The organism is Streptomyces sp. NPDC005492, assembly GCF_040605995.1.
Classification (GTDB): domain Bacteria; phylum Actinomycetota; class Actinomycetes; order Streptomycetales; family Streptomycetaceae; genus Streptomyces.
The window spans coordinates 38,873-64,002 of sequence record NZ_JBEXDX010000016.1; the positions used below are offsets into that span (position 1 = coordinate 38,873).

The window sequence follows — 25,130 nt, forward strand, 5'->3', positions numbered from 1 at the left end:
AGGCGCCGAACTACCCACGCTGGCGCGGGGAGGGTCTGCTGCAGGTTTGGGTGACAGGTTCGGTCACACGGCCCGGAGGGCCGGTGTGGTCATGACGGTCTCGAATTCGATGGGGGTCAGTCGGCCGAGCGAGGCTTGTCTGCGGCGTCGGTGGTAGGTCCTCTCGATCCAGGTCACGATCGCGATCCTGAGTTCTTCGCGGGTGGCCCACGCCTGGCGGTCGAGGACGTTCTTCTGCAGCAGGCTGAAGAAGGACTCCATGGCCGCGTTGTCGCCCGCCGCCCCGACCCTCCCTATCGAGCCGGCGATCCGGTGCCGATCGAGCGCCCGGACGAATTTCCTGGACCGGAACTGCGATCCGCGATCGCTGTGCACAATGCACCCAGCGACGTGTCCCCGCCGGGCAACAGCGTTGTTCAGGGCTGTGACGGCCAGGCGGGACTTCATCCGCGAGTCGATGGAGTAGCCGACGATCCTCTTACTGAAGACGTCCTTGACCGCGCAGAGATACAACTTGCCTTCGCTGGTGGCGTGTTCGGTGATATCGGTGAGCCACAGCCGGTTCGCGCCGGTCGCGGTGAAGTCACGGCGGACGAGGTCGTCGTGCACCGGCGGGCCGGCCTTCTTGACACTGCCGCGCTTCTTGCCGAACACGCTCCACCAGCGGTTGTCCCGGCAGATCCGCCAGGCGGTCCGGTCGGCCATGCCGGATCCCGCGCTGCGGGCTTCGTCGGCCAGGAACCGGTAGCCGAACTCCGGATCCTCGCAGTGGGCGTCGAACAACGCGTTCGCGCGAGCGGCCTGCTCCAACTCTGTATTGGTCACCGGCCGTCCGAGCCAGCGGTAGTAGGGCTGGCGGGCGAGCTTCAGGACCCGGCACGTGACCGTGACCGGAATTCCACCCGTGGCCAGTTCTTTCACGAGCGGGTAGATCCTTTTCCCGGCAGATGCGCCTGCGACAGGTAGGCCGCGGCCCGCCGCAGGACCTCGTTCTCCTGCTCCAGCAGCTTGATCCGCCGACGTGCTTCCCGTAGTTCCGCGCTCTCCTGACTGGTCGTTCCGGGCTTGGTCCCGTCGTCGATGTCCGCGCGACGCATCCACTTCCACAGCGTCATCGCGTGGACTCCGAAGTCGGCGGCCACCTGCTCCACCGTCACGCCCGGGCCGCGGTTCCTCGCGACCCGCACGACGTCCTCGCGGAACTCTTCCGGATAAGGCTTGGGCACAGCGACATCCTTCCCACCCGCCCCACAGGGCAAGCCAGTTCAGATGTCACCCGATCGTGCGGCAGACCCGGACGACCATCCCTGAGCGCGCCACCACCGTCATTGAGCGGAACTACCCACGCTGGCGCGGGGACGACTGGATCACCGACAACCGCATCAGCCCTCAGGCCGAACTACCCACGCTGGCGCGGGGATGACCCCCTTCGCCACGCTGGCCGACGTACGGAAGTGGAACTACCCACGCTGGCGCGGGGACGACGAAGCGGACGCCTTGGCGGCGCAGGGCGAGGAGGAACTACCCACGCTGGCGCGGGGACGACGCTGAAGGAAGCCGGGCTGCTTCTCGCCGAGCGGCGTGGGACGTGGGGGTACTACCGCGGGGAGCCGTCCGTTCTTGCGGCGATGGGGCACCTTCTTACGCCTTCGCCCGCACGGGCGGCTGTTACCGCGGCCTGACGACGAGGCCGCCGGTGCGGCGTTTTTTGAGCGAGCCTTGGCAAGGGTGCTCGGAGGGTTAGCACGCGGGCAACAGTCGGCACCTCCAAAGGCGTCGGCACGCCCGCGGAGAAAGAAAGCCCCGGGTGGCGATTTCATCCTCCACCCGCTTCTGGCCTTGTTCGCGGAGATGGAACGCACCTTCACCGTCGAACGCGCCGTCCACGCCCCCGCTGTGGTCGAAGTAGCCAGCTGGCAGATCGGACGGTCGATCACCCACCCGGAAGGCAAGATCGAATATGCCTGGCCGTTGAAGGCCAGGGTGACTTGCTGGGGGTCATCGTCGCCAAGACCGGCATCCCCGAGACCTGCCTGCATCGCTACCTCGGCCCAACCCCATAGCCGACGCTCCGACTTCGGCGAAGAGCTGCTGGATGAGATTCTGGCCGGTTTTCCGTCCTCAACCGGGGCCAGCTGGAGATAACGCGGAGCGTCAGTTCGCGAAGCTGGCGGCCGGTGGTAGCGATGTCGTATCGGCGCGCGTTATTGAAAGCCGCCTTGCTCATGGCTATGCGCGGGTGGAAGTCCTGGCCCAGCTCGTCTAGAGCCACGGCCAGGGAGTGCGGGTCGCCAGGAGTATAGGGAACGCCAGCGCTCCCGAGGATGTCCCTCACACCGGGAAGATCAGCGTAGGCAACCGGAAGTCCGTGGGCTTGGGCCTCAATGAGGACGAGCCCGAAAGCCTCCAGACCTCTGGTCGTGAAGACGAAGGCGTCGAAGTCCGGCAGGCGGCGCCACAGTTCGGTGCGGGGCAGGAACGGATCAAAATGGACCCGGTTCCGGAGCCCGAGTTCGATCGCTCGCTGTTCCAGATGCTCCCGTAGGGGTCCTTGGCCGATCACGGTCAGGTGGTGCGGCTGATCGGTTAGAGCGAGGGCTTCGACGGCCGTGATCGTGGATTTGTTGTCGTCCAGGCGACCGGCGTGCACCAGAGAGAGGCGTCCGGTTCTGGTAGGCGGTTGATCGCTTACCCGGGCATCGGGCAAAGGGATACCCCACGGGATGACGGTGAGTCGCTCGGTGAATCGGCGTCCGGTGAGGCGGTCGATGTGGTCGGCGAGGACAGAGGTCGGGGCGACGATCGCGGCGCTGGCGGCAGCAACTTCAGTCATGGCCTCGCGTTCCGATGCGCTGCGCTCGGCCACCATCACGTCGGGGCCGTGGGCGATGGCGATGATCGGGATGTTGCCGGCGGTTCGGGTGAAGGCCAGGCTGAGAGCGAGCCCGAGGTACTGGGCGTGAATGGCGTTCGGATGGATCTTCTCTACGAGCGCACCGACCTCACGCGTCAACTCGGCAACGTAGGGGGCGAAGTCCGGACCGTGGGGGCGTTTCGTCGTGGAGAGGGCGATCAGCTGATCGAACGCAGCCTCCCAAGCCTGATCGACCGGCGCCCTGCCCAGGAACGTCGTGTGGATTTCAGGCATCGCGCCGTAGAGATCGTTGACGAGGATCATGCTCCCGGACGAAGGCGCGGCACTGCGGTTGATGCCGGTCAAGATGTTCAGGGGCTTGTCGGTCACGCGGAAACTCCATTCGTGGATGAAGATTGCAAATCGAACCGTGAATCGTCGGTGGCGTTCTGCATCTCGCGCTGACGGGGTGGCGCCCACCACGACGCCAGATGCGGTGTGAAGACGGCCGTGACCTCATCGGCCGGATGTAAATAGCCATTACCGTCCACTTCTGCCGTCCATGCTCTGACTGTCGATCGGGGGTAGACGGGGTTTATCCCTATCTCTCCCTTGGGGAGGGTTCCGTTGAAGGGCGTCGGTATTCCCTCACTGTTCCAGTAATCCCATGCTTCAAGAGCCTTGGCTTTCTCGAAGCAGTGGTAGAGCTGCTGGTAGCGCGGCATGTATCGGATTTCGCGGAAGAACATCTGGCCGACCAGTCCAGGCGCGACGTTCCGGAGCGCGTTGAGATCAGCGCCCAGGAAGGTGACCGACGCCGCATCCTGGGACGGGTGCAGCGCGGTCCGGGCGAACAGGTGGGACAGTCGCCGCCGGACGTACTCGGCGACTCCCGAGCCGAGAGCTGGTTCCATGCCTTCGACGAGCCGGATGAGCTGGGGATGGCGCGGATTGAAACGGGCCAGGTCGAACAACTGGTCCATGCCGTCCACGGCGGCGAAGGCGAGTCGTTTGTAGAGCCAGTTGTTCAGCTCTCCCGCCTGGGCGAAGGTCTTGGTCTCCGCAGTGGTGGAGTGGAGCATCAGGTACTCGGACAGAACCTCGAAGTACAGGTAGCCGAGGAATGGCACGTGGGCCACGGCGTCCGACAACTGGTTGATGAACGAGGGTGCTGGAGTGGCATGGCCGGTGGCGTTGCGCAGGGCGATGTCGAGGAACACGGCTGCGGCGCGCATCCCGGTCAGCACGGTGTGGTCGAGTTGGTCGTTCTCGGCCAGGGTCAGGAAGCTCTGGTAGCGCTCGTAGGTACGCAGGTGGATGGCACCGAGATGCAGGTAGTCGACGCCCTTGGGCCGGATCGGGGCGTCCGGGGTGACCTCGAAGACCATGGGTGTGGTGGAGGGTTTCGTCCGCATCAGGTAGGCGCCGAGGTTGTGGGGGCGCAGTCCCTCGCGCTGGCTGACGAGAGGCGAGCAGTACAGGGCTCCGACCAGGCATCCGGTGGAGACGTGCAACTGCCGGCTGATGCGGATGGCGTTGATGTCCTTGGTGCTGTGCAGCAGGTACATCGGCTTTCCGCTGACGAGCGCTTCGGTCATCGCGTTGTTCTGTATCAGCCAGCCGTTGGGGGTTGAGCATTCCAGGTAATGGCGCCAGTCGCTCTCGCTTTCGGCCAGCGACGTAGGAAGTTGACGCTGCGCGGGCGTGGTGTAGTCCGTATGGGCGTTTTCCCATTCGTCGCGCAAGAGAACTCCCAGGGATGGAGGATTGGCAGCGGGTCCGGAAGGGGATTTCGAGAAACTAAAGAGTCTCGATGTTTACTCCGGAAAGACGGTTTCGGCAGTCGAGAACATAGGTCGCGCATTTCTCGATCATCGGGAGGTCGAATCGCGGGTGGTCCATGAGAAGAACCACTGCATCAGCGGCGGCCATTTCGTCCGGGGTCGCATCGACCCGGAGCACGTTCAGCCTGGTGTCGTCGCCGTCCGGGATGTTGGGTTCAGCGCCGCGGACCTCGGCACCGAGGTCGATGAGAAGTTCAGCGACACGTGCCGAAGGGGAATTACGAAGGTCAGTGGCGTTGTACTTATAGGTCAGGCCGAGCAGCAGAACCCGAGATCCCCTGACGGGCATGCCGCGCTTGTCGAGTGCCTCCACGAGACGCCGGACGACATATTCGGGCATCTGCCGGTTCACGTCGGCGGCGAGTTCCGCGAACCGGAACGGGACGCCAAGCTCCTGCTGGGCCTTCCACGAGAAGAGGATCGGGTCAACGGGCAGGCAGTGCCCGCCGACCCCCGGCCCCGGCGTGAACCGCGTGAATCCGAAGGGCTTGGTCGCGGCGGCGTCGATCGCCTCCCAGATGTCCACGCCGAGGGAGCCGGCCAGCATCGCCATCTCGTTGACCATGGAGATGTTGACGAACCGGAAGGTGTTCTCCAGCAGCTTGGCCAGTTCGGCGACCTTCGTCCCGGACACCGGCACTGTGGTCTCGAAGATGCCGTCGTAGAAACCCTTGATCACATCGAGTGATGTGGCGTCGATTCCGGACACCAACTTCGGCGTATCGAACGACCAGCGCTTGTTTCCGATCCGCTCGGGACTGAAGCCGGCCAGGAAGTCCACCCCGCCCTTGAGGCCCGACACCTCTTCCAGGATCGGCAGCAGCAGCTCCTCGGTGGTGCCCGGGTAGGTCGTGGACTCCAGGACCACCGTCGCACCGGGGCGAAGGTGCTCGCCCAGCGTCCGGGCACAGGACTCGATGTAGGTCAGATCGGGCACGACGTCCCGCAGCGGGGTCGGCACCGTGATCACCGAGATGTCGAAGCCGGTCAGCGCGGCAGCGTCGGCGGTCGCGGAATAGGCCCCAGAGTCCAGCACTGCGCGCAGCCGCGAGGAGTCCACATCCCTCACGTAGGACAAGCCGGCGGCGAGCTGCTGGACGCGGTGCGTGTCCACGTCGTAGCCGACGACCCGGTGACCCACCTCTGCGGCGCGTACGGCCAGGGGAAGCCCTACATAGCCCTGACCAGCGACAACTATCTGCATGGCAGCTCCTACTCGATTGCGGTGCTTGAATGGACCGTCGTTCCTGGACTGGCAAGGAGAAGCGCTGTGCCCCTGGTGTCCGTCGTGATGCCCGTGTACAACTCGGCAGCCACCCTCGGCACAGCCGTCCGATCGGTGCTCACGCAGACCCACAGCGACCTGGAGCTGCTGGTCACCGACGACCAGTCCTCCGATGGCTCCATGGACCTGCTCCGCGAGTTCGCCGAGCAGGACGAGCGCGTCCTGCCGGAATCGGCACCCGAACAGGGCGGTGCGGGCCGGGCCCGCAACCTTGCGATCAAGCGGGCCCGCGGGGACTACATCGCCTTTCTCGACAGCGACGACATGTGGCTCCCGAAGAAGACCGAGGAGCAACTCGCCTTCGCTGCGGAGGCCGCTGCGCCTTTGACGTTCACCTCGTACTTCAAGATGGACGCCGACTACGACGGCGAGAGCACCGACTGGGTCCCGAACGGGCGGGTGATCCGTGCGCGGGAGCACGTGGACTACCGCGCGATGCTGGTCCAGGACCACATCGGTGCGCTCACCGCCATGTACGACCGCAATGTCCTGGGCACGAGGCTGATGCCGGAGATGCGCAAGCGCCAGGACTACGCGTTGTGGCTGAGCATCATGCGGGAGGGTGCTGACGCCCGGGGCTTGGCTGAGCCGCTTGCGGTGTACAGGGCCCACCAGGCGGGATCGCTGTCCTCCAACAAGCTCTCGCTCGTGCAGTACAACTGGGCGCTGTACCGAGGGCATGAGCATCTGTCGGTCCCGCGGGCGACGCGGGCGCTAGTCGGCGCTGTGTGGCAGTCGTTGCACAACTCCCGCATCTAGATCCCTCCACGGGCCCGGGGAACCGTGTGCGCGACAGCTTCCGGGGGTGCCCGACCAGGCCCCACCCCGTGGGCGTGCCGCGTGCTCAGGGGCTGGACCCGGGTGTGGGACTCGGTAGGTCACCGGTGCCGTCGGCCGGTTATGCGGCCGAGCCGTCGCCTGCCCTCGCGCGCAGGAACAACTGGAGGAGCAGCCGCCGGTCGGCGACCGGGATGGTGTCCTGACCGCTGTGGAGCGCCTCCCGACCGTGCAGGAAGCGGCGCTGGTTCACGATGAGGTAGTCCCCGGGCTGGAGCATCCAGGAGACCTGACCCCGGACGAGTTCCTCGGCGAGTTCCCTGGCGGCGTCGGCGTGCGCCTGGCCGAGCTCGGACCTCTCCAGCATCTTGGCGGTGAACCGGACGAACCCCCCGCCCGGGTTGGAGCCGTCCAGGATCGGGAACGGCTTATACTCCTCGCCCACGCCGTGCAGGTCGAAGAAGGTCCCGTAGTGGTAGGCCGACTCGGCCAGCAGGGCGCGGTTGTCCTCCGACAGCCGCGCCACCGCAGCGTGGGCATCGGAGAGGATGCTGGTGCCGCCGCCGAGCGGGTCGAGGCGAACGCACAGGAGCGTGGTGTAGTCCGGTGGTTGGGTCCCGTTCACCAGGTCCATGTGGAACGCGTTGTACCCGATGCCGCTGGACTTGCCGGGGTCCTTGTCGACCTTGACCCCGATGTCCTTCCACAGGGGCCACCGAGGGAAGGGCGAGAAGGGGACCGCCACCTCGGCCGCGAAGCCCGTCACCAACCGCTGGAACCGGACGCCACTCAGCGCCTTGGCGAGGTTTCCCAGGCGTAGCACGGCGTACCCGTCGCCCTCCCCGGTCAGCGCGTGGCGCAGCGCCGCGGTGATCTCCTCGAACCCCGGGGTGGCCGTCAGCTCGGTCCGGTACTCCTCCATGCTGGACTGCGCCAGGAATGAACCGTCCAGTGCCCAGGGCGGGAGGGGACGGTCGATCAGATCGGCTTCGAGTTCGCTCGGGATGTCGATGAACACGCGGAGTTTCCTTCTCTCTTGGGGCTCTTGGGTGCCTCGCGATGAGGGTTGGGCCCTCTGCCGCCCAGGCTGAGCAGTGCATGTCCGAGCGGCAGAAAGGGTGGGTTCCGTGTCCGCGGGCACTGAGGCGGCAGGCGACAGGGGCACGGAGTTCGCTCGGCGCTGGGGCCTACGGGGGCACAGACCCCAGCGCCGGCTCCGCCCGCGCCAACTGCCGGTTGTCGTACGGGCGGAGTGTGCTACCTGTCGATGGCTAAGGCCGTACGGCACGAGGCCACCCGACAGGGGCTAAGCGGCCACCTCGCGCAGCGGTAGGCCGCGAAGCAGTTCCAGCACTTGGTTGGTGTCGTCGGCAATGAGGCACTGCTCGATACGGCGCAGACTGTGATCGACGGCGAGATCACCCACGGCCGCGCGCTCGACCCACCGCGCTTCACCAAGGCGGCCGGACTCGGTCACGACCGGCTCGGCATCGTCGGGGATCTCAACCCGGTACACGTGGTTGGTGCCCTCGTGAACTTCGCCCGGCTTCGCCGGGACGTGGTCGACGACGAGCAGGTCACCGACGACGGTTGCCTTAAGGGTCAGCCGCTCGGAAAGAAGGCGGCTGAGGGCATCCCACGGAAGTTCGTTGGCGGCTGCTGAACCTCCCGGCAGGCCCCATGTAGGGACGGGCTCCCTGTACGGGCGGCTGACCATGAGGAGCCGCGTGCCCCTCGTGATCAGCCCGTGTACCCCCCTGCGGCGAGGCGGCGGGTCCTCGAACCAGTCTCGTGCTCCCTCGGACGACATGTCGCTCCCTGGTCTCGGTGTTGACGGAGTTGGTGGTGCCGCTCGGTCCGCCTCAAGGGGATGGCCCGAGCGGGGTCTAGGCGGCGACGGCCCGGTGCTTGTCGGCTTCGGCCATGGCGTACAGCTCGTCCCGAGAAACTGGCGTGACGCCATGGAGGCTGACGACGGTGAAGTTGGCCAGCGTCCATCGGATTGCCTTATCGCCGACGTGGACGTGCTGAAGGTCGCCAGGCCGTGCGCCAGGGCTGGGAAGAGGGGCCAGCGTCACCGGGTCGTGAACCACTCCGGCCACTCCCCAGAGCGGGCTGTACTCGACAAGCGCGGCGGCATGTCCCCGACGGAGGGGAGGGCAACTCTCGATCGCCTCAACCGCGCAGCCCGGGTGCATCGGAGGAGCGGCGGTGGTCTCCCCTTCGGCGATCGGGGTCGCGCCTCCCACCAGGTGCGGCGTGCGCTCGTCGTCGGCCCGCCACCCGTAGGCAGTGCCGCCACACACCTGGCACAGGCTGCACTTCATCGCATGCTTCTGCCGGTGCGTATTGATCCGGCTGAAGTCCGGCTCGCCGCGGCCCTGCGCGAGACCGGAGCGTACCCACAGCGCCTCGTGGCGACGGTCGATGACGGGTAGCTCGTCGTCGTAGCCGATGCCCTCACCACCGTGTCCGACGCGCCGGACGACAGACGGCTGGTGAACGGACTCCACGCTCCACGCCGTGATGTAGGGCACGTGCATGCCCCGCCAGTAGTGCTGCTTCGGCATCACAGGTCCACCGGTCCAGGAGAGAGAACAGCGCGCACCGTCTTGCCAGTTCCGGTGCGCGGTAAGAGCTGGGTGACCTGTGCGCCTAGGTGGCTGACCTGCCACAGGCCACGCCCTTTCTCCCCCCGCCGCGCGGCCTCGAAGTCGGGGAATGCGGGTTCGAGGTCGGAGACATCGATGACGAGTCCGCCGGCATCGGTGAGAGCGACTTCCAAGGAGACCAGGCGCTCCTTCCGAGGCACTGCGGCGGGCATACCGTGCCGGACGCCGTTGTCCACGAGCCGGGCAACGGCTTCGGTCGCTCGCAGGACGTTGCCGTTCCAGCCCAGCGCGGTGACCGCCATCCGAATCCAGATGCGTGCTCCGAAGACAGCGGTTTGGTCTCCGGGAAGTTCGGTGGCCAGGCTGCGGACAATGGACACCACGGGCACGGAGTCCTCTGTCCTGTCACCCCCTCCCGCAAGGGGCAGCGGCTCGACGCTCCTCGGGGCTCTCTCCGGGATGGTCACGGGGCCTCGCTCAGGGAGTCCGGTTCCTTCATGCAGCCCAACTCGACCAACAGATCGAGCAGTTCGTTGACGGACCACGCCATCCGGCGGAGATGCCCGACGGCCTGCCGATGGTCGCCCGGCAGCTCTTCCGAGCGCACAGTGCGGGCACAGTCGATCAGCCGTGCTGCCGCTTTGTATTTCTGCTCAGCTTGGGCGGCGACGGCGATGTCGACGAGCCGCATGGAGTGGCCGCGCAGGCGCTGCGCAAGTTCGTCGAGACTCTCCTCCGGCAGCACGAAGTCGTCCAGCACGGCTCCGACATCGTCAAGCACGGCATCGCCGTTGAACGGCTGCCAGTCGCGGACCTTGTCCAAGATCGCCTCAAGCTCCGCGCTGCCCAGGGGAGGGGTCGTTGCCTCAACGGGGAGAGTCCATCGAGAGGCAGGGGTCATGACTGTCACGGCCGCTCCTTCGGCTGAGGCAGTTGATGGATCGGTACTTCACACCAGGCGACTGAACCGTCCGCTGAGTGCCCCCATTTACCCCCGAGTTCCGCGACGCACATCTCTGCGATCCAGAGCCCGCGGCCCCTCACCGAACTGGCAGGGGCGAGGGTCGGCGCAGGAATTGGCGAGGCCGTGCTGTTGTCGATGTCCACACGGACCCAGCCGTTGCCGGGCGACTCTGCGCGAAACAGGACGGATTTGTGGGCCCCGTGTTCGACAGCGTTGGTGAACAACTCCGAGAGCATGAGGACGACGGAGTCGACGCGTTCCACCGGCATGCGGCAGGCGTGGGTGAGCCAGGGGCGCATCAGCCGGCGAACGATGGGTACGGACAACGGGGTGCGGTCGAGGCGCGTGACGAGGGGTGTGAGGCGTGGCGGCGGCATCCGGACGTCGTCCGTAGAAGGCGTAGCCGCGGCAGCGGTTACATCGGCGCTTGACACGCGACACCCCCGTTCGGCGTGTTGTGTGTGCCTGGAACCGCCGCGGAACGGAACGCGCTCATGGCTCTGCGCAGTTCACCCATCGGTTCTCCTCAGCACGGTCCCGGGGACTCTGAGTGACAGCCGTGTGACTGGCCGTCGGGCTATACAGAGTGGCCTCGGGGCCGAGTTGGGTACCACTACCTGGGGGTATCGGTGAGGCCTCATCAGGAAGTGTCAAGCACCACCCAGATACCACTTGGGCACCATCCCTGCCGTTCAGCGTTCAAGCGCGCTATAGGCGGGTGATCATCGGCTAGGAAGGGGAAAACATCATCCGACGCCACCCGGCGCTCCGGGGAAGGGCGGGAGACCAACCCATGGCAGCAACACTGCTTCGGTGCCTCGTGGACGAACGGGGCTGGCCATACGCGGAGTTCAACCAGCGCTACAAAGCCGCCGCAGCGGAGCTGTACGACAGAACTACCGACCCTGACCTGCGCAACCTCCTGCGCGGTGCAGAGGTCGCGGAGATGACCTACCGCCGTTGGACGGCGGGAAACGTGCGGACGCCCGCCCGTCCGGCACCGCAGGTTCTGGAGCACATGTTCGCCGGCTACACCATTCGGCAGCTACTGGGACCTGCGCCGGAGGTAGCGGGGAGTGCAACGCCCCCGCCAGCGAACTATGAAAGTGAACTACTCATGACTGCTCGGGAAGCTGCCGCCCATGCGGGCGGCGCCGCCTCTCAGGCCGTGCCCGACATAACACTCGACCAGCTCGAAGAAGACGTAATCACGCTCGCCCAGACCTACGGTTGCACCCCTCCGTTCGAGGTGTACCGGCGGGCGAAGGAGTTGCTGGTCACAGCTCAGGAGGCGCTGGAACGGACGCAGATGCCACGCCAGCGTTCTCGCGCGTATCTGGCCGCCGGTCAGGCGGCGGCGGTCCTGGCCGCCGGGTGTTTCGATCTTGGCGCGCTCGGTCCTTCCGCTCAACTCGCGCGCACGGCCGCCCTCTACGGGCAGGTCATCGAGCACGGCCCGCTCCAGGCGTTCGCTCATGGTGCTCTCGCGCTGCGGGCCTATTGGGAAGGCCGCCCGAGTGAGGCCGTTCGGCTGGTCCACACGGCGCAGCGCTTCACAGGACTTGGCGACACAGCGGTCACTCGGCTTGCAGTCATCGAAGCGCGCTCGTACGGGCACCTGGGCAACAGTGAAGCGGCCGAAAGGGCCATCCTCGCGTCGCTGGAGACAAATACGGGCCGCCGTGACGAATTGCATGACGATGTGGGTGGCGAATTCGGGTTCCCATCGGACCGGGTCGCCATGAGCAACGCCACCACGTATCTGCTGCTGCAGAACGCAGAGGGCGCCGAACAGGCCGCCGATCAGGCGCTGACGCTGCTGAACGCCAAACCGGAAGATCAGCGGCCCACGCTCATTACCGCCCAGGCCGCCGTGGACTTGGCCCGCGCCAGACTGATGCGCCGCGAGTTGGACGGAGCTACCGAGAGCCTGGAGCAGGTCTTCGGCGTACCGCCGGAGTGGAGAGGAGCGGGCGTCGTGGAGCGGATCGGTTCAGTCCGCGCCGATCTGACTCACCCGGACTTTCAGGGCTCTCCGGAGGCCGCCGCGCTGGGAGAACGGATCGAGCACTTCTGCCGTATCGCCGCTCCCAGCCAGCTCGGGGCTGCCGCTCGATTGGCCATCGAGAGCTAGGAACTGATCAGCGGTCGAGCGCGGCCAGGATCTTCGCCTCCTTGGCGGGATCGATACCGTGCTCGGCCCAGCGGGGATGGTCCACGGGCATCCCACCTCGCTGGAGCCAATGCCACGTGTCGGCGACCGTCTCGGCCAGCGGGCGGCACGTCAATCCGGCGGCGTACGCCCCGCTGGAGTCGATCTGCCACACGCCGGCGTGTGTGCGCCAGAGTGGCAGCTCTGTCCACTGCCGCACCTGGTATTCGACGAGCAACGCGTCAGCGGCCCATTCAAGGTGGCCGGCCCCGCCAGTGGTCTCCAGGCAAGCCGTAAGGAAGCCGCCCATCGTCTCGCGCCCAATCGGCGCGGTGACGTTGAATACGCCTCCCAGTTTGGCGTTGGCGCGATCGAGAGCGAACGCCGCGACATCCCGAACGTCTACGGGCTGAATCGCCTTTTCTGGGCTTCCAGGGGCGACGATCCTTCCGCCTCGTGCAGCGCGGTTGAGCCACCAGGGCAGACGCCCCACGTACTCGCCGGGCCCGAGAATGACGCCTGGCCGCATGATGGTCGTCCGGTTCTCCCCGAACGAGACGAGGACCGCGCGCTCCGTGCCGGCCTTCTGACGGCCATAGTGCAGGTCAGGGCCGTCCCAGCCGTCGGGCATCCTGCCGTACTCAGCGTCGGCGTCTGGGGGCCCGTCCAAAACGGCGGATGCCTCAGTCAGCGGCTCGTCGGGCCAGCCCTGGTACGCCGAGACTGTCGAGACGTATACGTACTGTCCCGTCACGCTCTCCAGCGCCTTGGCGCCGGCCAGGACATCCTTCGGGGCCAGCGCCGAGGCAGACGTATCCACTACTGCGTCCCATGGACCGTGTTCGGCAAGGCGGAGCAGATCGGCAGGGATCGTTCGGTCGCCATGAACGGTGGCGGCCCCCTCCACAGGTGCTCCAGAGCGCCCGCGGTTGAAGGTAGTTACCTGCCACCCACGCCGCAGCGCCTCCTCCACGACCGTCCTACCCAAGAACCAGGTTCCACCGAGCACAAGAATCCGCATGGCCGTGATCCTGCCTGGAAGGCCCTTTCGGACGCCACTCCGTGTCCACTACTCGATCAGTAGGTGTGCTCGACGCCCGAGCGGCCTCGTACCTGGCACAAGTAGCTTGACCACAAACGCCGTTGGGGCGGAGACGAAGGGCTGGGGCATGGCGTTGGAGATCACCCCGATCGGAGAAGTCGTCGAAGGCCGTACCGAGGTCGCCGACGACTACTGGGGCGGGGTCGAATCGGTGATCCAGCTCGACGAGTCCGAGTTCCCTGTCGACTCCGTGCAGGGCTTGGAGGAGTTCTCCCACCTGGTGGTGGTGTGGCACTTCCATCTGGCCTCACCCAGTGACGTCGAGTACCACGCCCGCAGCCCGCGTGGGAACGCCCAGTGGCCGGCGACGGGCACGTTCGCGCATCGCAACCATCGGCGCCCCAACCAACTGGCACAGAGCTTCCCCCGGTTGCTCGGGGTCGATGGACTCAGGCTGCGCGTCACCGATCTGGACGCCGTGGTTGGCACGAAGATCTACGACGTGTCGCCGTACTGCGAGGAGATGGGGCCGCGGGGCGCGGTTCGCGAGCCTGCATGGCCTGGTGAGATGTTGGCCGACTACTGGGCTGGCAAGGCCTGAAGGCGGCGACCGGCAGAGAACGGTGAACACACTCGGCGGATGGTCAGCCTTGCCTGTCCTCCATCTGACCGGGCCCGCGCACGGCAGCCATGCGGATCAGGGTCGGCTCGCCGGCGGTGGCGGACGAACGGTAGATCGCACCGTATTCGCGGCCGAATCTGTTGGCCTCGGATGCCGAACCGCCCAGCCGGTGCAGGTAGAAACCGTAGGCGGCCGATGTGATCTGCTCCTGGGTCAGGTGCAACCGCCACCGCTTGTCCGTGGGGGTGAAGCGTGCGCTGCGGACCTGGTCGGCGAGTCCCTCGGCGGGCGGGGTCGCCAACTCGTCGGCCAGCGCGACGAAAACCCGTAGGGCGGCCATCTGCGCTGGCCGCAGCTCCACCAACTGCTCGCCGGGCGCCGGGGAGTAGACCTCCGGCTCAGCCAGCGCCCGGCTACGCGCGAACACCAGGACGTCGCGGCCCTGTCCCGTGAGTCGCGCCGCCCAGTGCACGGGACGGGCCGCGTAGGCGGAGAGTTCCGCGCGTGTCTCGCGATCGGCCAGCTCGGCCAGCCCTTCTCCGACCACCGCTTCCACACCGCGCCGGAAAGGAACGTGCCCTTACTCGTCCACAACCCAGTGGTGCTCGGCCGCGCGCTGACGCTCGTCGAGTTCCTCCAGTACGGCGATCCGCATCTCCCCGCTCCGCATCCTCACCCTGCCCGGTCGAACTCCATGGCCCACCGCGTCATTGTCCAGCTTGCCCAACGTTCACACACCGGCCTTCACCATGACGGTGTACGGAATGGACCCGCTCTCACCGGTGTCCGAAGTCAACGGCGGTCTCACCATGTACTGCAGAGTGATTTGAGGGGCAAGGCCCTGAAATCGGCGAGAGTCGCCGGAAGTTCGGTGCGGGAGAAGAAATGCTTCCTGCAGCCGGGTCCGCAGTACACTTCCGAGCGAGCTGATTCCCCATCATTTCCGTGTACCAGGACCGACTTTCGAGTATGTACAGGACGGCAATGACGCCTATCAGAAGCGGTATATGCGCAGCTCCGCTGCGATATTCCCTGCCTGACGCATTCCATGGCCGTTCCGCAACTCCGCCATTCCGAATCAGCTGCGAGCCTTGACCAACAGAGCGATGCCTAGTCGCTCGATACGACCCGCCCGGGCGTCACCACCATGAGGCGGCACGTGGGAAGTGCATCGGGCGTTCCGGCCATGAAGTGGACGCTGAATTCCTGGTCTCCCTGACCCGCCAGGTAGAGGCGGCGCGGCTGCTCCGACGCCGGATGGGTGATGGCTGGCAGGTCGGGTGCGTTCCAGAGCTTACGGGCGGTCGGGTCGGCACGAACGGTTTCGATCACGGCCCACAGACGCTCGTCGGTGCGCCACTGATCGGCGTGCACAAGCAATTGGGCCATCATGGGCATCGCCCACTCCTCCTCCCAGTTGACGAGCTGGGTACGCGCCTCAGGCCAGGTGAGGGCCCATTCCATGACGTTGAGGCCATACTTCATCCACGGGAAAAGTTCCAGGGTTTTGGCGTTGTAGGCCAGGACGTCCCACCGGTGGTCGTTGAGGTAGACGGCGAAGGTGTTGCTGTCCTCGATGAAGGCACGGAAGGCGTCGGGGACCAGGGCGCCGAGTTGACTGACGGGGGCGGCTGCGGGGGCGTGGCCGCGGGTGACGCGGTAGACGATGTCCCATTCCTCGTCGCGCAGGGCGAGGATGCGCCGCACAGCGTGGAGAAAAGCGTCGCTGTAGTTGCCGGGCCGCCCTGCCTCCAGACTGCCGTACCAGCGGCGACTGACACCGGCCAGCTGGGCCGTCTGGTCCTGCGTGATGCCGGCGGCCCGACACGTCCCGAAAGTCGCCTCAAAGCCGGGGATGTCTGACGTGCTACGGCGCGCCCGTGCTTGCTTCAGAATGCGGGTGACGATCTGGCCCTGCATTTCGCTCTCATTCATAACGTTTACATAACGGCGGACGGTGAGACCTGGGTCACATTCCCGATGTATTCGCAGCCCTTGTTTCCTGCAGGTCATTCACCGCATCACGTCCTGTATGTAAGGGAGTTGGCGTCGTGTGCCTCGTCCAGCATCCGGAACGTAATACCCCTGCTTCAGGTAGTGGGAACTACCAGTTCCCACCGCCAGGGTAAGCCCAGGTTTTGTGTTCCTTTGAATCGTGCGGCGACGTCTTACTGTCACTGGCACCGCCGCGGCGAGGCGATCTCCGCGACGGTGAACCAAGTCCGCTGACTCGTGTAAAGGATCTTCATGTCGCGCTCTGTTCTGATCACCGGAGGAAACCGTGGAATCGGGCACGCCGCGGTCCGCGCGTTCGTCCACCGCGGCGACTCCGTAGCCTTCACCTATCGCACAGGTGGCATCGATCCCGACCTCGCTTTCCTCGGCGCCCTGCCGGTGCACTGCGACATCACCGACCCCGAACAGGTCGAGAGCGCCTTCAAGGAGGTCGAGGCCGACCAGGGGCCGGTCGAGGTTCTGGTGGTCAACGCCGGTATCACCCGGGACAACCTGTTGTTGCGCATGCCGGAGGAGGACTTCGCCTCGGTCCTGGAGACGAACCTCACGGCCTCCTACCGGCTGGCCAAGCGGGCCGTCCGCGGCATGCTGAAGGCCAAGCGCGGCCGGATCATCTTCGTATCCTCGGCTGTCGCGCTCAAGGGCGAGGCCGGGCAGACCAACTACGCGGCCTCGAAGGCGGGCCTGATCGGCTTCGGTCGTTCGCTGGCCAGGGAGATCGGCTCGCGCGGGATCACCGTGAACATCGTGAGCCCGGGCCTGACCGATACCGCCATGGCGGGGGCACTGCCCAAGAAGCGTGTCGAGAAGATCATCGGTGACGTTCCGTTGGGTCGGATCGGCAAACCGGAGGAGATCGCCTCGGCCATCGCCTTCCTGGCCAGCGAGGAAGCCGCCTACGTCACCGGCGCCGTGGTGCCGGTCGACGGCGGCATCTCCATGGGGCACTGACTTTCCTCGACGCCGACCGCCTGTGCCGTTGTGCGGCGATCACTGTCGACGCGGCGGGGCCAGGGAGATGGAGAGGCCGGATCGCCGCGAGATGGTTCAACACGCCGACGGTGACCTTCGTCGGCTCAGGCGGCCGTGCCACTGGAGCCGGGAAATCGCTGTTCGCATCGCCGCCTTGCAACCGCGTGGAGCGGTCGTCGCTGAGTGACCGTGTGGATGGAAGGCTGTCGAACAGGCAGTGCCTAATCGGGCCAGAGGGCCGGCGCGCGCCGCGATTCGGGCGGAGCGAACTCACGCGTCGTCGAGCAGGCCCAAGTCGTCCGACATTGCCCTCCATCTGACGGGCTTCGTTGATCGCGGTGTTCGGCATGTAGTAGGCCCGGAGCGGTGAGCCCGTCGGCGTACCCGGCGATCCGGCACACCCTGGCTATGTATGGCGGCAACCACCTGGATCTCCGCGTACCACCGCTCGGCCTCCACCTCGTCGAATTCGAAGAAGCAGACCAGGGGCACGCCGAAGAAGTCGGCCAGCGTTCGGGTGGTCGGCTTCTTCGAGTTGGACCCGGTGGGGAGCTGCTGTATGGCGCTCGCGGAGACGGCCGCGTCGGAGAAGTGGCGGAGGCCCTGTGAGGCCGTCCCCCGGACCGTCCTGCGCGGTGTTTCATGCCTGGTCAGGGCGGGTGCGAACAGGCTGGACTTGTGCCACGGGCCGCCATATGGTCCTGGTCCCCGCACAAAAGGATCACCGGTCGGGGACGGGCCAGGAGGGGAGGGGCGATGCACGCACGCGGGCCATGACGCGGACCGGGGAAATGAGACCGGCGCCCGGGAGCTACCAACTCCCAAGCGCCGGGCCGGCACCCCGAAGAGCGCCGATCACATCTCGCGGGCGGCGGGGCCTCTGCACGAGAACCGCCGCACCGCGCTCCTACGAATCACGGAGTATCGCATGCCCGTCATGCCGAGCGGAATTCCGGCCTGCCCGGACCCCGACCGCCCGCACCGTCTCGCCGCCCAGCTCACCGACATGATCCCGGGCGTGGCCACCATCCGGGTCGGCCTCAGTGACCCGAGGCAGACGTGGCCCCACCCGCACGTCGTCGTCAAGGACGAGGCCGGTCGGACCATGGAGTTGAGCCGGATCGCCGCCGGGGTCGCGGCCCGCTGGATCCTGCGGGTCTGGCCGGAGGTGGACTGGACCCGGCCGCACACCTTCGACCTCGCCGACGCGACCCTCACTCGCAGCGACCTGATCGCCGCCGCTCGGGGCCGCTGACATGGCGCGGATTCGAACCGTCAAGCCGGAGGCCTTCGTCTCCGAGTCGCTCGCGGAAGTGAGCGTCGAGGCCGAGCGGACCTTCTTCGGGCTGCTCACCCAGGCCGACGACCACGGTCGTCACCGCGACAACGCCGCGATCATCGCCGGGCTGCTCTGGCCGCTGCGCGCCGAGCACACCTCGGTCCACGTCGAGGACGACCTCCACCAGCTCGCGAACGCCGGTCTGCTCTGCCGGTACACCGGCTGCGACGGCCGCCGCTACCTCCACGTCGTGACCTGGTCCGACCACCAGAAGATCGACAAGCCGAGCCAGTCCCGTCTCCCCTCCTGCCCGCAGCACCAGGGCGGTGACCGGTGCGGCGCCTGCAAGGGCATCTGCACCAAGCGGATCGAGGAGTCGCCCATCCCTCCCCGAGGGCTCGCCGAGGCTTTGCCGCATGCTCCCCGAGCCCTCGATCTGCCCATGCAGCCCGCCGCCACGCCTCCCGGCCACGCAGACGGAGCCCCCGCCGCCCAGCAGGACGCCCTCGACGGCATGGCCGACACCCCTAACCACGCGCATACGAAAACAGCAGGTCAGACGGCATTCTCCGAGGACTCTCCGAGCCTTCCCCGAAGCGTCGGAGAGGGCTCGGCGCCTGGATCTAGGATCTTGGATCCTGGATCTTCTTTCCCTACGGGGCGCACGGCGCCCGCAGCCACCGTCTCGGCCAACCAGCTCGTCGGCGAGTACATCGCCGCCTGCGAGGAGCGGCCGCCCAGCGACGTGATTGGGCACCTCGGGCGGATCACCAAGAAGCTCCTGGGCGAGGGCATCGCCCCCGAGCACATCCGGGCCGGGCTGCTGAACTTCGCCGCCAACCCCAAGCACCCGAGCGTGCTGACCAGCATGGTCAACGAGGCCATGAACACCCGCCCCGGCGGTTTGGCACGGCCGGGAATCCGGCCTACCGTGCCCGCTCACCAGGCGTGGACCAACCCGGCCGACGCTGCCGCCGCCTACGCCGAGGAGCTGTGATGCGCACCCGTAACCGCGAACCGCAGCCCCTCGGTGGCGCAGGCACCGTGGACCGGCTGGCCCGGATCCTGGCCGCCCGCAACATCGACCCGGCCGCCGTCACCGACCTGGTCGACGAGCCCGAGCCGTACTCTCCGCTGGACGCCCTTCTGGCGGGGATGCCGCCGCGCTACCGGACAGCGGTCGCCGACCACCCCCAGGTCCTGGCCTGGGCCCGCGACGTAGCCGAGGCGGCCGTCGCCCCCAGCCGGGGAGCCCGGCGGCAGGTCACCACCGGGCCGAGCCTGCTGATGGCAGGGGTCGTCGGCGCGGGCAAGACACACCAGGCGTACGGCGCGGTCCGGAGGCTGGTGCAGAGCGGAGTCGGCGTGCGCTGGCGTGCGACCACCGCCGCCGACCTGTACGCCTATCTGCGTCCCCGGCCCGGGGGCGACAGCGAGCGGGACCTAGCGGCCGTCAGCCGCTGCCCGCTGCTGATCATCGACGACCTCGGTGCCGCGAAGGCCTCCGAGTGGGTCGAGGAAGTGACGTACCGGCTGATCAACCGCCGCTACAACCACATGCTCCCGACCCTGATCACCACCAACCTGGCGATCAAGGACCTCCGCGTCTACCTCGGCGACCGCGTCACCAGCAGGCTCGCGCAGATGACCACCCGGGTCGAGTTCGAGCCGGTCGACCGCAGACGCCTCCGCGCAACAGCCTGACCCGCCGCAGGCCGCGCCTTCAGCGCGCCGGCCCATGCACCTCCCGACCCAGCGCACCCCTCCGCCAACGTCCCTGCGCGGAGAGCGATCGGAGCAACCCGCATGACCACCACGACGATCAGCCCTGCCCGCCACCGGTCGCTCGGCGACCACACCTGGCAGGACCAGGCCGTCTGCCAGAGCACCGAGTACAACTCGGTGGACCCCGAGATCTTCTTCCCCGAGCCCGACGAGACCGACAAGATCACCGCCGCGAAGTCGCTGTGCGGCCAGTGTCCGGTCCGCCGCACCTGCCTGGACGCGGCCCTGGGCAACGGTGACACCGACGGCATCCGTGGCGGACTGACCGAGGAGGAGCGCAGGTCGCTGCACGCGAAGCTCGCCCATCGCCTCGACTACAGCCGCGTCAACGCCACCATCGCCGGGCGGGACGTCCACCTCACCAAGGACGAGCGCCGCGCGGTCGTCCTCGCCGCTTACCACCACGGAGTGACCGAGCAGCGCCTGGCCTGGCTCCTGAAGATCACCGAGGAGCACGCTCAGAAGCAGTACCGCGAGATTCGCCGCGCCCTGCGCAACCGGGACCTGGACCTGGACCAGACTCCGACGACCACCCCGCCCCACGAGACCGACGACGAGCGCCTGGGCCGCGACGACTTCGGGACGGCGGCGTGACCAACACGAGCGCGCCGAGGACGGCGCACATCACCGGCTGGGACCGCGTGGTCGTCATCGCCCTGGGCAGCGCGGGATGCGCGTTGTCGTACGACGCCCTCCAGCAGATGGCCGTCGCCATCCACGTCCGCGGTCTCCTGACCTACCTCTTCCCGCTGGTGATCGACGGCTTCATCGCCTACGGCATACGGGCGCTCCTGGTCCTGCGCGACGCGCCCCTGCGCGCCCGGCTCTACGTCTGGACGCTCTTCGGCACGGCCACCGCCGCCAGCATCTGGGCCAACGCTCTTCACGCGGTGCGCCTCAACGAGGAAGCGGGCTCGGCCACCGGGCTCCGGCTCGGGGACACGGTGGTCGCGGTGCTGTCCACCATCGCCCCGCTCGCGCTGGCCGGCGCGGTCCACCTCTATATCCTCATCGCCCGGGGCCCGGTCAAGGGCAGTGACCGCGAAGACCTCGGTCAGGCTGACCGGCCCGAGGGCATCGCGGTCACCCGGACTGACCGGGTAGGTCAGCACGAGCCGCAGGCCGGTCAGGTCAGGGCCGGGCAGCCGGTCACTGCGCTGACTGACCGGCCGCGACTGTCCCTGTACAAGCAGACCCCGGTTCCTCGGTCACTGATCGGGGACAGCGCCACGGTGGTCAACGGCAACCAGGTCACCGATGACACCGGTCAGTCGCACGAAGCCGCTGACCAGCCCGGACAGCCGGACACCGCGCCGTCGGTCACCGACAGCCCGATCGGAACCACGCCGGTCACCGGCAACCAGGACACCCTCGTGCCGCTCACCAACCGCCTGGTCACCCCGTCGCCGGTCACTGACCGGGACACCCGGACAACCAGTGACCGGAGGTCCGACCCGGACACCGAGGAGCTGTTGAAGATCGCCCGGTCGGCGGTCAGGGCCGAGGACAAGTTGACCCGCAAGGTGGTCGCCCAGGCGATCCGAGGTCAGCAGATCCCCCTGTCTAGCGACACCTTGACCGCGCTGATGGCCCAGCTCCGCGAGCAGCACGGACAGCCGGTCACTTCCGCCCGGGACTGACCGGACAGCACGAAGCGGGTGACCGAGCCGCACGCCCTCACCGGTCACCCGCCCCCGGACACGCGCCCCACATCCTCCTGAAGCGAACCGGAGCACACCTCATGCGTACCCACCCGGCCGCACCCGCCGAGGTCGACTCCTGGCTGACCGTCCTGCACCAGCACGGTCACCTCCACCGCGCCCAGTCCGGCCCCGACACCACCTGGACTGTGCAACGAACCCGGGACAGCCGACCCTGGACCCTGCACCACCCGGTCCTGGCCATGGACTGGATCGAAGAACTCGTCCGCGAAATCCGGCAGGAGAACCCGGAGACACGTCGGTGACCGCCAACGACCCGGTGGCCACCACGGCCGGACAGCAGCGTGACCCCAACACGGCTCCCGGCGGAGCAAGTTGTCGCCTACGACGGTCCTACGGCCCGTCGTACGCACTTGCCCCCGCCCAGGAGGGTGGGGGAAGCCCGGTGGCTCCCCGAGCGAGGGCGCACGGGGACCAACCGGACGACCGTCACCAGGGGGCGCCGGTCACAGGGGGAGAAGCCGACCAGCGCGACCAGCCGAGCCCGAGCACGCCCGCCTTCCCCGACCGCAAACCGCGCCGCCGCAGCCGCAACCCGAGTGAGCGCACCCGCAAGACGACGACCCGCCTCTCCGACGCCGAGAAGGCCGAGATCGTCGCCGCAGCCGCGCAGCGTGGCGTCACCGTCGCCCGGTTCCTGGCCGCAGCTGCTCTCGCCACCGCCCGCGGTTCCACCACCCTGCACACCAACGAACAACTCGACACCGCCATCGACGAGTTGGCCGCCCTGCGTACCGCCCTCTCCCGCATTGGCAACAACATCAACCAGATCGCCTACACCTACAACGCCGGCGGACAGCCCCGACCCGGCGAACTCGACCACGCCCTCACGACGTTGACCCGCCTCCTGGCCCGCATCGACGACGCGGCCGACGCCCTGGTGAAGAAGCGACTCTGATGGTCCCCAAGATCCGGCGCGGCTCACGCACCCACGGTCTGCTCGTCTACCTGTACAGCCCTGGCAAGCGCGACGAGCACATCGACCCCCACTTGGTGGGGAGTTGGGACGGCTTCGCCCCCGACCCCGGACGCGACACCAGCCCCGACCCGGACCCCAAGGTCACGCTCGCCCGCCTCACCGCAGCACTGGACCTGCGGGTCAACCAGCTCGGCGACAAGGCCCCGGCCCAGCACGTCTGGCACTGCTCGGTCCGTACCGATCCCGGCGACCGGACCCTGACCGACGCCGAGTGGAACTCCGTGGCCCGTCGCTTGGTCCACGCCGTCAACCTCGCCCCCGAGGACGATCCGGACGGCTGCCGCTGGGTCGCCGTACGCCACGCGGACGACCACATCCACATCCTGGCCACCATGGTCCGAGGCGACCTGCGCCGCCCTCGGATGAACTACGACTTCAAGAAGGCCCAGGCCGAATGCCGCCGCATCGAACAGGAGATGGGCCTGCGTCGCCTCAAGCCAGGCGACGGCACCGGAGCCAAGACCCCCACCAGCGCCGAACGCTTCAAGGCCGAGCGCACCGGCCGCACCGAGGCTTCACGCGAGACCCTCCGCGAAGCCGTCCGCCACGCCCTCGCCGGGGCCGCTACCGAAGACGAGTTCTTCACCCGGCTCCGTGAGGCGGGCCTGCGCGTGAAGATGCGACACGCCCCATCCGGTGACGCCCTGGGTTACAACGTCGCACTGCCCGGCGACCGCAACCGCGACCGAGAGCCCATCTGGTTCGCGGGCTCCACCCTCGCCCCCGACCTCTCACTCCCCAAGATCCGCCGCCGCCTGGCCGACGGCACCGCCGCCCAGACGACGGCCTCGGCCGCGAGCGGGGACCGACCGGACTGGTTCCCGCCCGCTCGGGAGCGACGCAACGCCACCGGTATCGCCGAGCGCGCCACAGTTCTCCTCGACAGCGATGACGACGAAGCCGCAGCCCAACTCGTAGGGGTCGGCGAACTCCTGGACGCGGTCGCCCAGACCTCCCCGGCTGCCACCCGCGCCGAACTGGGCGCCGCCGCCCGCGCCTTCGAACGCGCCACCCGCAGCCACATCCGAGCGGAGTACGCCGACACCCGGGCCATCCGCTCGGCAGCCCGGGGCATCATCCACGCCGGCAACGCTCTCGGCCGGGGCGAGGATGGCGGCACCACCGCCATGCTCGTCTCCACCCTGATCCTGGTCACCCTCGCCGCCGCCCGCTGGCACTCCGCACGTGGCCACGCCCAGCAAGCCCACGCCTCACGACAGACCGCCGAGCACCTACGAGCCGCCTACCGCCAAGCCGCCGCCACCCCCATGCAGACACTGCACGACCAAGGCCGTGCCCTGCCCGAGGCCGAACGCCGAACCCACGAGACCACCATTCGCGCAGCCCTGGCAGAGCAGGGACTGCGAATAGACAGCACGTCGTCGAAGCCCGACGCCTTGACCGCCACCCTCGCCCAGGCCAAGCAAGCGGGCTACAACCCCGAGGCCCTTCTGCAGGAAGCCATCGACCTGCGCGAACTCGACACCGCCGACGACGTGAACGACGTCCTGGTCTGGCGCCTACGCCGCCTTGCCCAACTCCCCGCTCACCCCGTCGAAGCGACTCGCCGCCCGCAGGCCGACACCGGCCAGCCCAAGACCTCGAACAACCGCACCAGCACTAGGAAGACACCCACGCCCGCAGCTTGCCCCACCACTTCCTCCGACCCGCGCGACCGCCCACCGCGCCGCTGACCAGAGTCGGGCAAGCCACTCACCAGGCCGCCCGACGCCACGAAACCCCTGGACAGCCGGTTCCACCAGCTGTTACGGATGAAAAGAAGGCCCTCGACCGGGAGATGACGTTCGTGCCCAGAACTACCGACCGCCCCGCAGAGCCCACCCCCGTGCTGCCCGTCGTCCCCTCTGGCACTGATCCCCTGCTTCAACTCGACTACGAGACGCAGCCGCCGAGCGGCCCCGGCGCGACACGCTGCCTCAGCCACCCGCGCGCGCTCGCCCTGCGCGGGATCCCCGTGATGTGCACCGCCTGCCGTGCCCGGCGCGACTGGCTGCTCATCAACCACGGCCGCAACGTCTGGATCGTCTGTCGGTGCGGCAACCAGTGGCTCGAACCCGAGATCAGTTGCACCGACTTCGACGCGCTGATCGCCGTCCCGGACGGAACGATGTACCCCAGCGTCGAGCAGGGCCTCGCCTCGCTCGGATTCGATGGGGCCTTCGCCGGCACCTATCTGGACTAGGAGCGTTGATGCTCGCCAAAGCT

At 67.6% G+C, this 25,130-nt stretch carries 26 protein-coding genes, 1 pseudogene and 1 CRISPR repeat array; of the genes and pseudogenes, 14 read left to right on the forward strand and 13 right to left on the reverse strand.

The genetic code is table 11. From position 1 onward, the window contains the following. Window positions 1–63: 63 nt before the first annotated feature. Window positions 64–1,226, reverse strand: a protein-coding gene (locus ABZT04_RS22285; RefSeq protein ID WP_356058613.1) for an IS3 family transposase whose coding sequence is annotated in 2 segments (ribosomal slippage) — window positions 64–939 and window positions 942–1,226 — 1,161 coding nt in all. Because the reading frame shifts where the segments join, the coding sequence is not laid out codon by codon here. Between the two features lie 108 nt (window positions 1,227–1,334). After that, window positions 1,335–1,546: a CRISPR direct-repeat array (repeat unit 29 nt; unit sequence GGAACTACCCACGCTGGCGCGGGGACGAC). Window position 1,547: 1 nt separating this feature from the next. Here ABZT04_RS22285 and ABZT04_RS22290 point away from each other — a divergent pair. After that, window positions 1,548–1,682: pseudogene (locus ABZT04_RS22290) on the forward strand (transcriptional regulator); the annotation flags it as partial. Between the two features lie 359 nt (window positions 1,683–2,041). Here the strand turns inward: ABZT04_RS22290 and ABZT04_RS22295 are convergent. From ABZT04_RS22295 to ABZT04_RS22305, 3 genes are read right to left on the reverse strand one after another with little or no spacing between them, the layout of a single operon-like run. After that, window positions 2,042–3,244 carry a glycosyltransferase family 4 protein gene (locus ABZT04_RS22295; protein WP_356058615.1) on the reverse strand — a complete coding sequence of 401 codons (1,203 nt, stop codon included), beginning with the start codon at window positions 3,242–3,244 and terminating at the stop codon, window positions 2,042–2,044. Continuing rightward, window positions 3,241–4,599 (reverse strand): hypothetical protein, encoded by a 1,359-nt coding sequence (locus ABZT04_RS22300; protein WP_356058616.1) that lies wholly within the window; start codon window positions 4,597–4,599, stop codon window positions 3,241–3,243. The genes ABZT04_RS22295 and ABZT04_RS22300 overlap by 4 nt, the downstream gene beginning before the upstream one ends. Before the next feature lie 55 nt (window positions 4,600–4,654). Beyond that, on the reverse strand, window positions 4,655–5,902 hold the full coding sequence (locus ABZT04_RS22305; RefSeq protein WP_356058618.1) for a nucleotide sugar dehydrogenase: 1,248 nt from the start codon (window positions 5,900–5,902) through the stop codon (window positions 4,655–4,657). 66 nt (window positions 5,903–5,968) lie between these two features. Here ABZT04_RS22305 and ABZT04_RS22310 point away from each other — a divergent pair, with 66 nt between their 5' ends. Further along, window positions 5,969–6,742: a glycosyltransferase family A protein gene (locus ABZT04_RS22310; RefSeq protein ID WP_356058620.1), complete on the forward strand. Its 774-nt coding sequence runs from the start codon at window positions 5,969–5,971 to the stop codon at window positions 6,740–6,742. Between the two features lie 139 nt (window positions 6,743–6,881). Here the strand turns inward: ABZT04_RS22310 and ABZT04_RS22315 are convergent, their stop codons facing one another. The 6 genes from ABZT04_RS22315 to ABZT04_RS22340 all read right to left on the reverse strand — a co-directional run bounded on the left by ABZT04_RS22315 (window position 6,882) and on the right by ABZT04_RS22340 (window position 10,713). Further along, entirely contained in the window at window positions 6,882–7,778 is an 897-nt protein-coding gene (locus ABZT04_RS22315) for a TauD/TfdA family dioxygenase (RefSeq protein WP_356058621.1), read from the reverse strand. Between the two features lie 288 nt (window positions 7,779–8,066). Further along, complete coding sequence (locus tag ABZT04_RS22320; protein ID WP_356058622.1) at window positions 8,067–8,723, reverse strand: NUDIX hydrolase; 657 nt, start codon at window positions 8,721–8,723, stop codon at window positions 8,067–8,069. After that, window positions 8,647–9,330 (reverse strand): hypothetical protein, encoded by a 684-nt coding sequence (locus tag ABZT04_RS22325; RefSeq protein WP_356058791.1) that lies wholly within the window; start codon window positions 9,328–9,330, stop codon window positions 8,647–8,649. Before ABZT04_RS22325 ends, ABZT04_RS22320 begins: the two co-directional genes overlap by 77 nt. Then, window positions 9,330–9,839 carry a hypothetical protein gene (locus tag ABZT04_RS22330; protein ID WP_356058623.1) on the reverse strand — a complete coding sequence of 170 codons (510 nt, stop codon included), beginning with the start codon at window positions 9,837–9,839 and terminating at the stop codon, window positions 9,330–9,332. Before ABZT04_RS22330 ends, ABZT04_RS22325 begins: the two co-directional genes overlap by 1 nt. After that, on the reverse strand, window positions 9,836–10,273 hold the full coding sequence (locus tag ABZT04_RS22335) for a DUF6415 family natural product biosynthesis protein (protein WP_356058779.1): 438 nt from the start codon (window positions 10,271–10,273) through the stop codon (window positions 9,836–9,838). Before ABZT04_RS22335 ends, ABZT04_RS22330 begins: the two co-directional genes overlap by 4 nt. A 5-nt stretch (window positions 10,274–10,278) precedes the next feature. Then, on the reverse strand, window positions 10,279–10,713 hold the full coding sequence (locus tag ABZT04_RS22340) for an ATP-binding protein (RefSeq protein ID WP_356058625.1): 435 nt from the start codon (window positions 10,711–10,713) through the stop codon (window positions 10,279–10,281). Between the two features lie 416 nt (window positions 10,714–11,129). Here ABZT04_RS22340 and ABZT04_RS22345 point away from each other — a divergent pair, with 416 nt between their 5' ends. Beyond that, window positions 11,130–12,470: a hypothetical protein gene (locus ABZT04_RS22345; protein WP_356058626.1), complete on the forward strand. Its 1,341-nt coding sequence runs from the start codon at window positions 11,130–11,132 to the stop codon at window positions 12,468–12,470. A gap of 7 nt (window positions 12,471–12,477) precedes the next feature. Here the strand turns inward: ABZT04_RS22345 and ABZT04_RS22350 are convergent, their stop codons facing one another. After that, entirely contained in the window at window positions 12,478–13,509 is a 1,032-nt protein-coding gene (locus ABZT04_RS22350; RefSeq protein WP_356058627.1) for an NAD-dependent epimerase/dehydratase family protein, read from the reverse strand. 148 nt (window positions 13,510–13,657) lie between these two features. On the opposite strand from ABZT04_RS22350, the gene ABZT04_RS22355 reads away from it, so the two are divergent. Continuing rightward, window positions 13,658–14,131 (forward strand): SAM-dependent methyltransferase, encoded by a 474-nt coding sequence (locus ABZT04_RS22355; RefSeq protein ID WP_356058781.1) that lies wholly within the window; start codon window positions 13,658–13,660, stop codon window positions 14,129–14,131. 43 nt (window positions 14,132–14,174) lie between these two features. Here ABZT04_RS22355 and ABZT04_RS22360 read toward each other — a convergent pair whose 3' ends face one another. Further along, complete coding sequence (locus ABZT04_RS22360) at window positions 14,175–14,699, reverse strand: DUF6417 family protein (RefSeq protein ID WP_356058629.1); 525 nt, start codon at window positions 14,697–14,699, stop codon at window positions 14,175–14,177. Between the two features lie 563 nt (window positions 14,700–15,262). Beyond that, entirely contained in the window at window positions 15,263–16,087 is an 825-nt protein-coding gene (locus ABZT04_RS22365) for a helix-turn-helix domain-containing protein (RefSeq protein WP_356058631.1), read from the reverse strand. 312 nt (window positions 16,088–16,399) lie between these two features. Here ABZT04_RS22365 and fabG point away from each other — a divergent pair, with 312 nt between their 5' ends. The 10 genes from fabG (at window position 16,400) to ABZT04_RS22415 (ending at window position 25,107) form a co-directional block, all read left to right on the forward strand. Then, entirely contained in the window at window positions 16,400–17,119 is a 720-nt protein-coding gene (fabG, locus tag ABZT04_RS22370) for a 3-oxoacyl-ACP reductase FabG (RefSeq protein ID WP_356058633.1), read from the forward strand. Window positions 17,120–18,068: 949 nt separating this feature from the next. Next, complete coding sequence (locus ABZT04_RS22375; protein WP_356058634.1) at window positions 18,069–18,395, forward strand: transcriptional regulator; 327 nt, start codon at window positions 18,069–18,071, stop codon at window positions 18,393–18,395. A 1-nt stretch (window position 18,396) separates the two neighbouring features. Then, window positions 18,397–19,416 carry a hypothetical protein gene (locus ABZT04_RS22380; protein WP_356058636.1) on the forward strand — a complete coding sequence of 340 codons (1,020 nt, stop codon included), beginning with the start codon at window positions 18,397–18,399 and terminating at the stop codon, window positions 19,414–19,416. After that, entirely contained in the window at window positions 19,416–20,123 is a 708-nt protein-coding gene (locus ABZT04_RS22385; RefSeq protein ID WP_356058637.1) for an ATP-binding protein, read from the forward strand. Before ABZT04_RS22380 ends, ABZT04_RS22385 begins: the two co-directional genes overlap by 1 nt. Window positions 20,124–20,225: 102 nt before the next feature. Further along, window positions 20,226–20,798, forward strand: coding sequence for a WhiB family transcriptional regulator (locus ABZT04_RS22390; RefSeq protein WP_356058639.1), 573 nt, complete (start codon window positions 20,226–20,228; stop codon window positions 20,796–20,798). Then, entirely contained in the window at window positions 20,795–21,844 is a 1,050-nt protein-coding gene (locus tag ABZT04_RS22395; protein WP_356058641.1) for a DUF2637 domain-containing protein, read from the forward strand. Before ABZT04_RS22390 ends, ABZT04_RS22395 begins: the two co-directional genes overlap by 4 nt. A gap of 101 nt (window positions 21,845–21,945) precedes the next feature. After that, complete coding sequence (locus tag ABZT04_RS22400; protein WP_356058643.1) at window positions 21,946–22,170, forward strand: hypothetical protein; 225 nt, start codon at window positions 21,946–21,948, stop codon at window positions 22,168–22,170. Next, entirely contained in the window at window positions 22,167–22,823 is a 657-nt protein-coding gene (locus ABZT04_RS22405) for a MobC family plasmid mobilization relaxosome protein (RefSeq protein ID WP_356058645.1), read from the forward strand. The genes ABZT04_RS22400 and ABZT04_RS22405 overlap by 4 nt, the downstream gene beginning before the upstream one ends. Continuing rightward, window positions 22,823–24,598: a mobilization protein gene (locus tag ABZT04_RS22410; RefSeq protein ID WP_356058646.1), complete on the forward strand. Its 1,776-nt coding sequence runs from the start codon at window positions 22,823–22,825 to the stop codon at window positions 24,596–24,598. The genes ABZT04_RS22405 and ABZT04_RS22410 overlap by 1 nt, the downstream gene beginning before the upstream one ends. A gap of 104 nt (window positions 24,599–24,702) precedes the next feature. Beyond that, window positions 24,703–25,107 (forward strand): hypothetical protein, encoded by a 405-nt coding sequence (locus ABZT04_RS22415; RefSeq protein WP_356058648.1) that lies wholly within the window; start codon window positions 24,703–24,705, stop codon window positions 25,105–25,107. The last annotated feature ends 23 nt before the right edge of the window (window positions 25,108–25,130 follow it).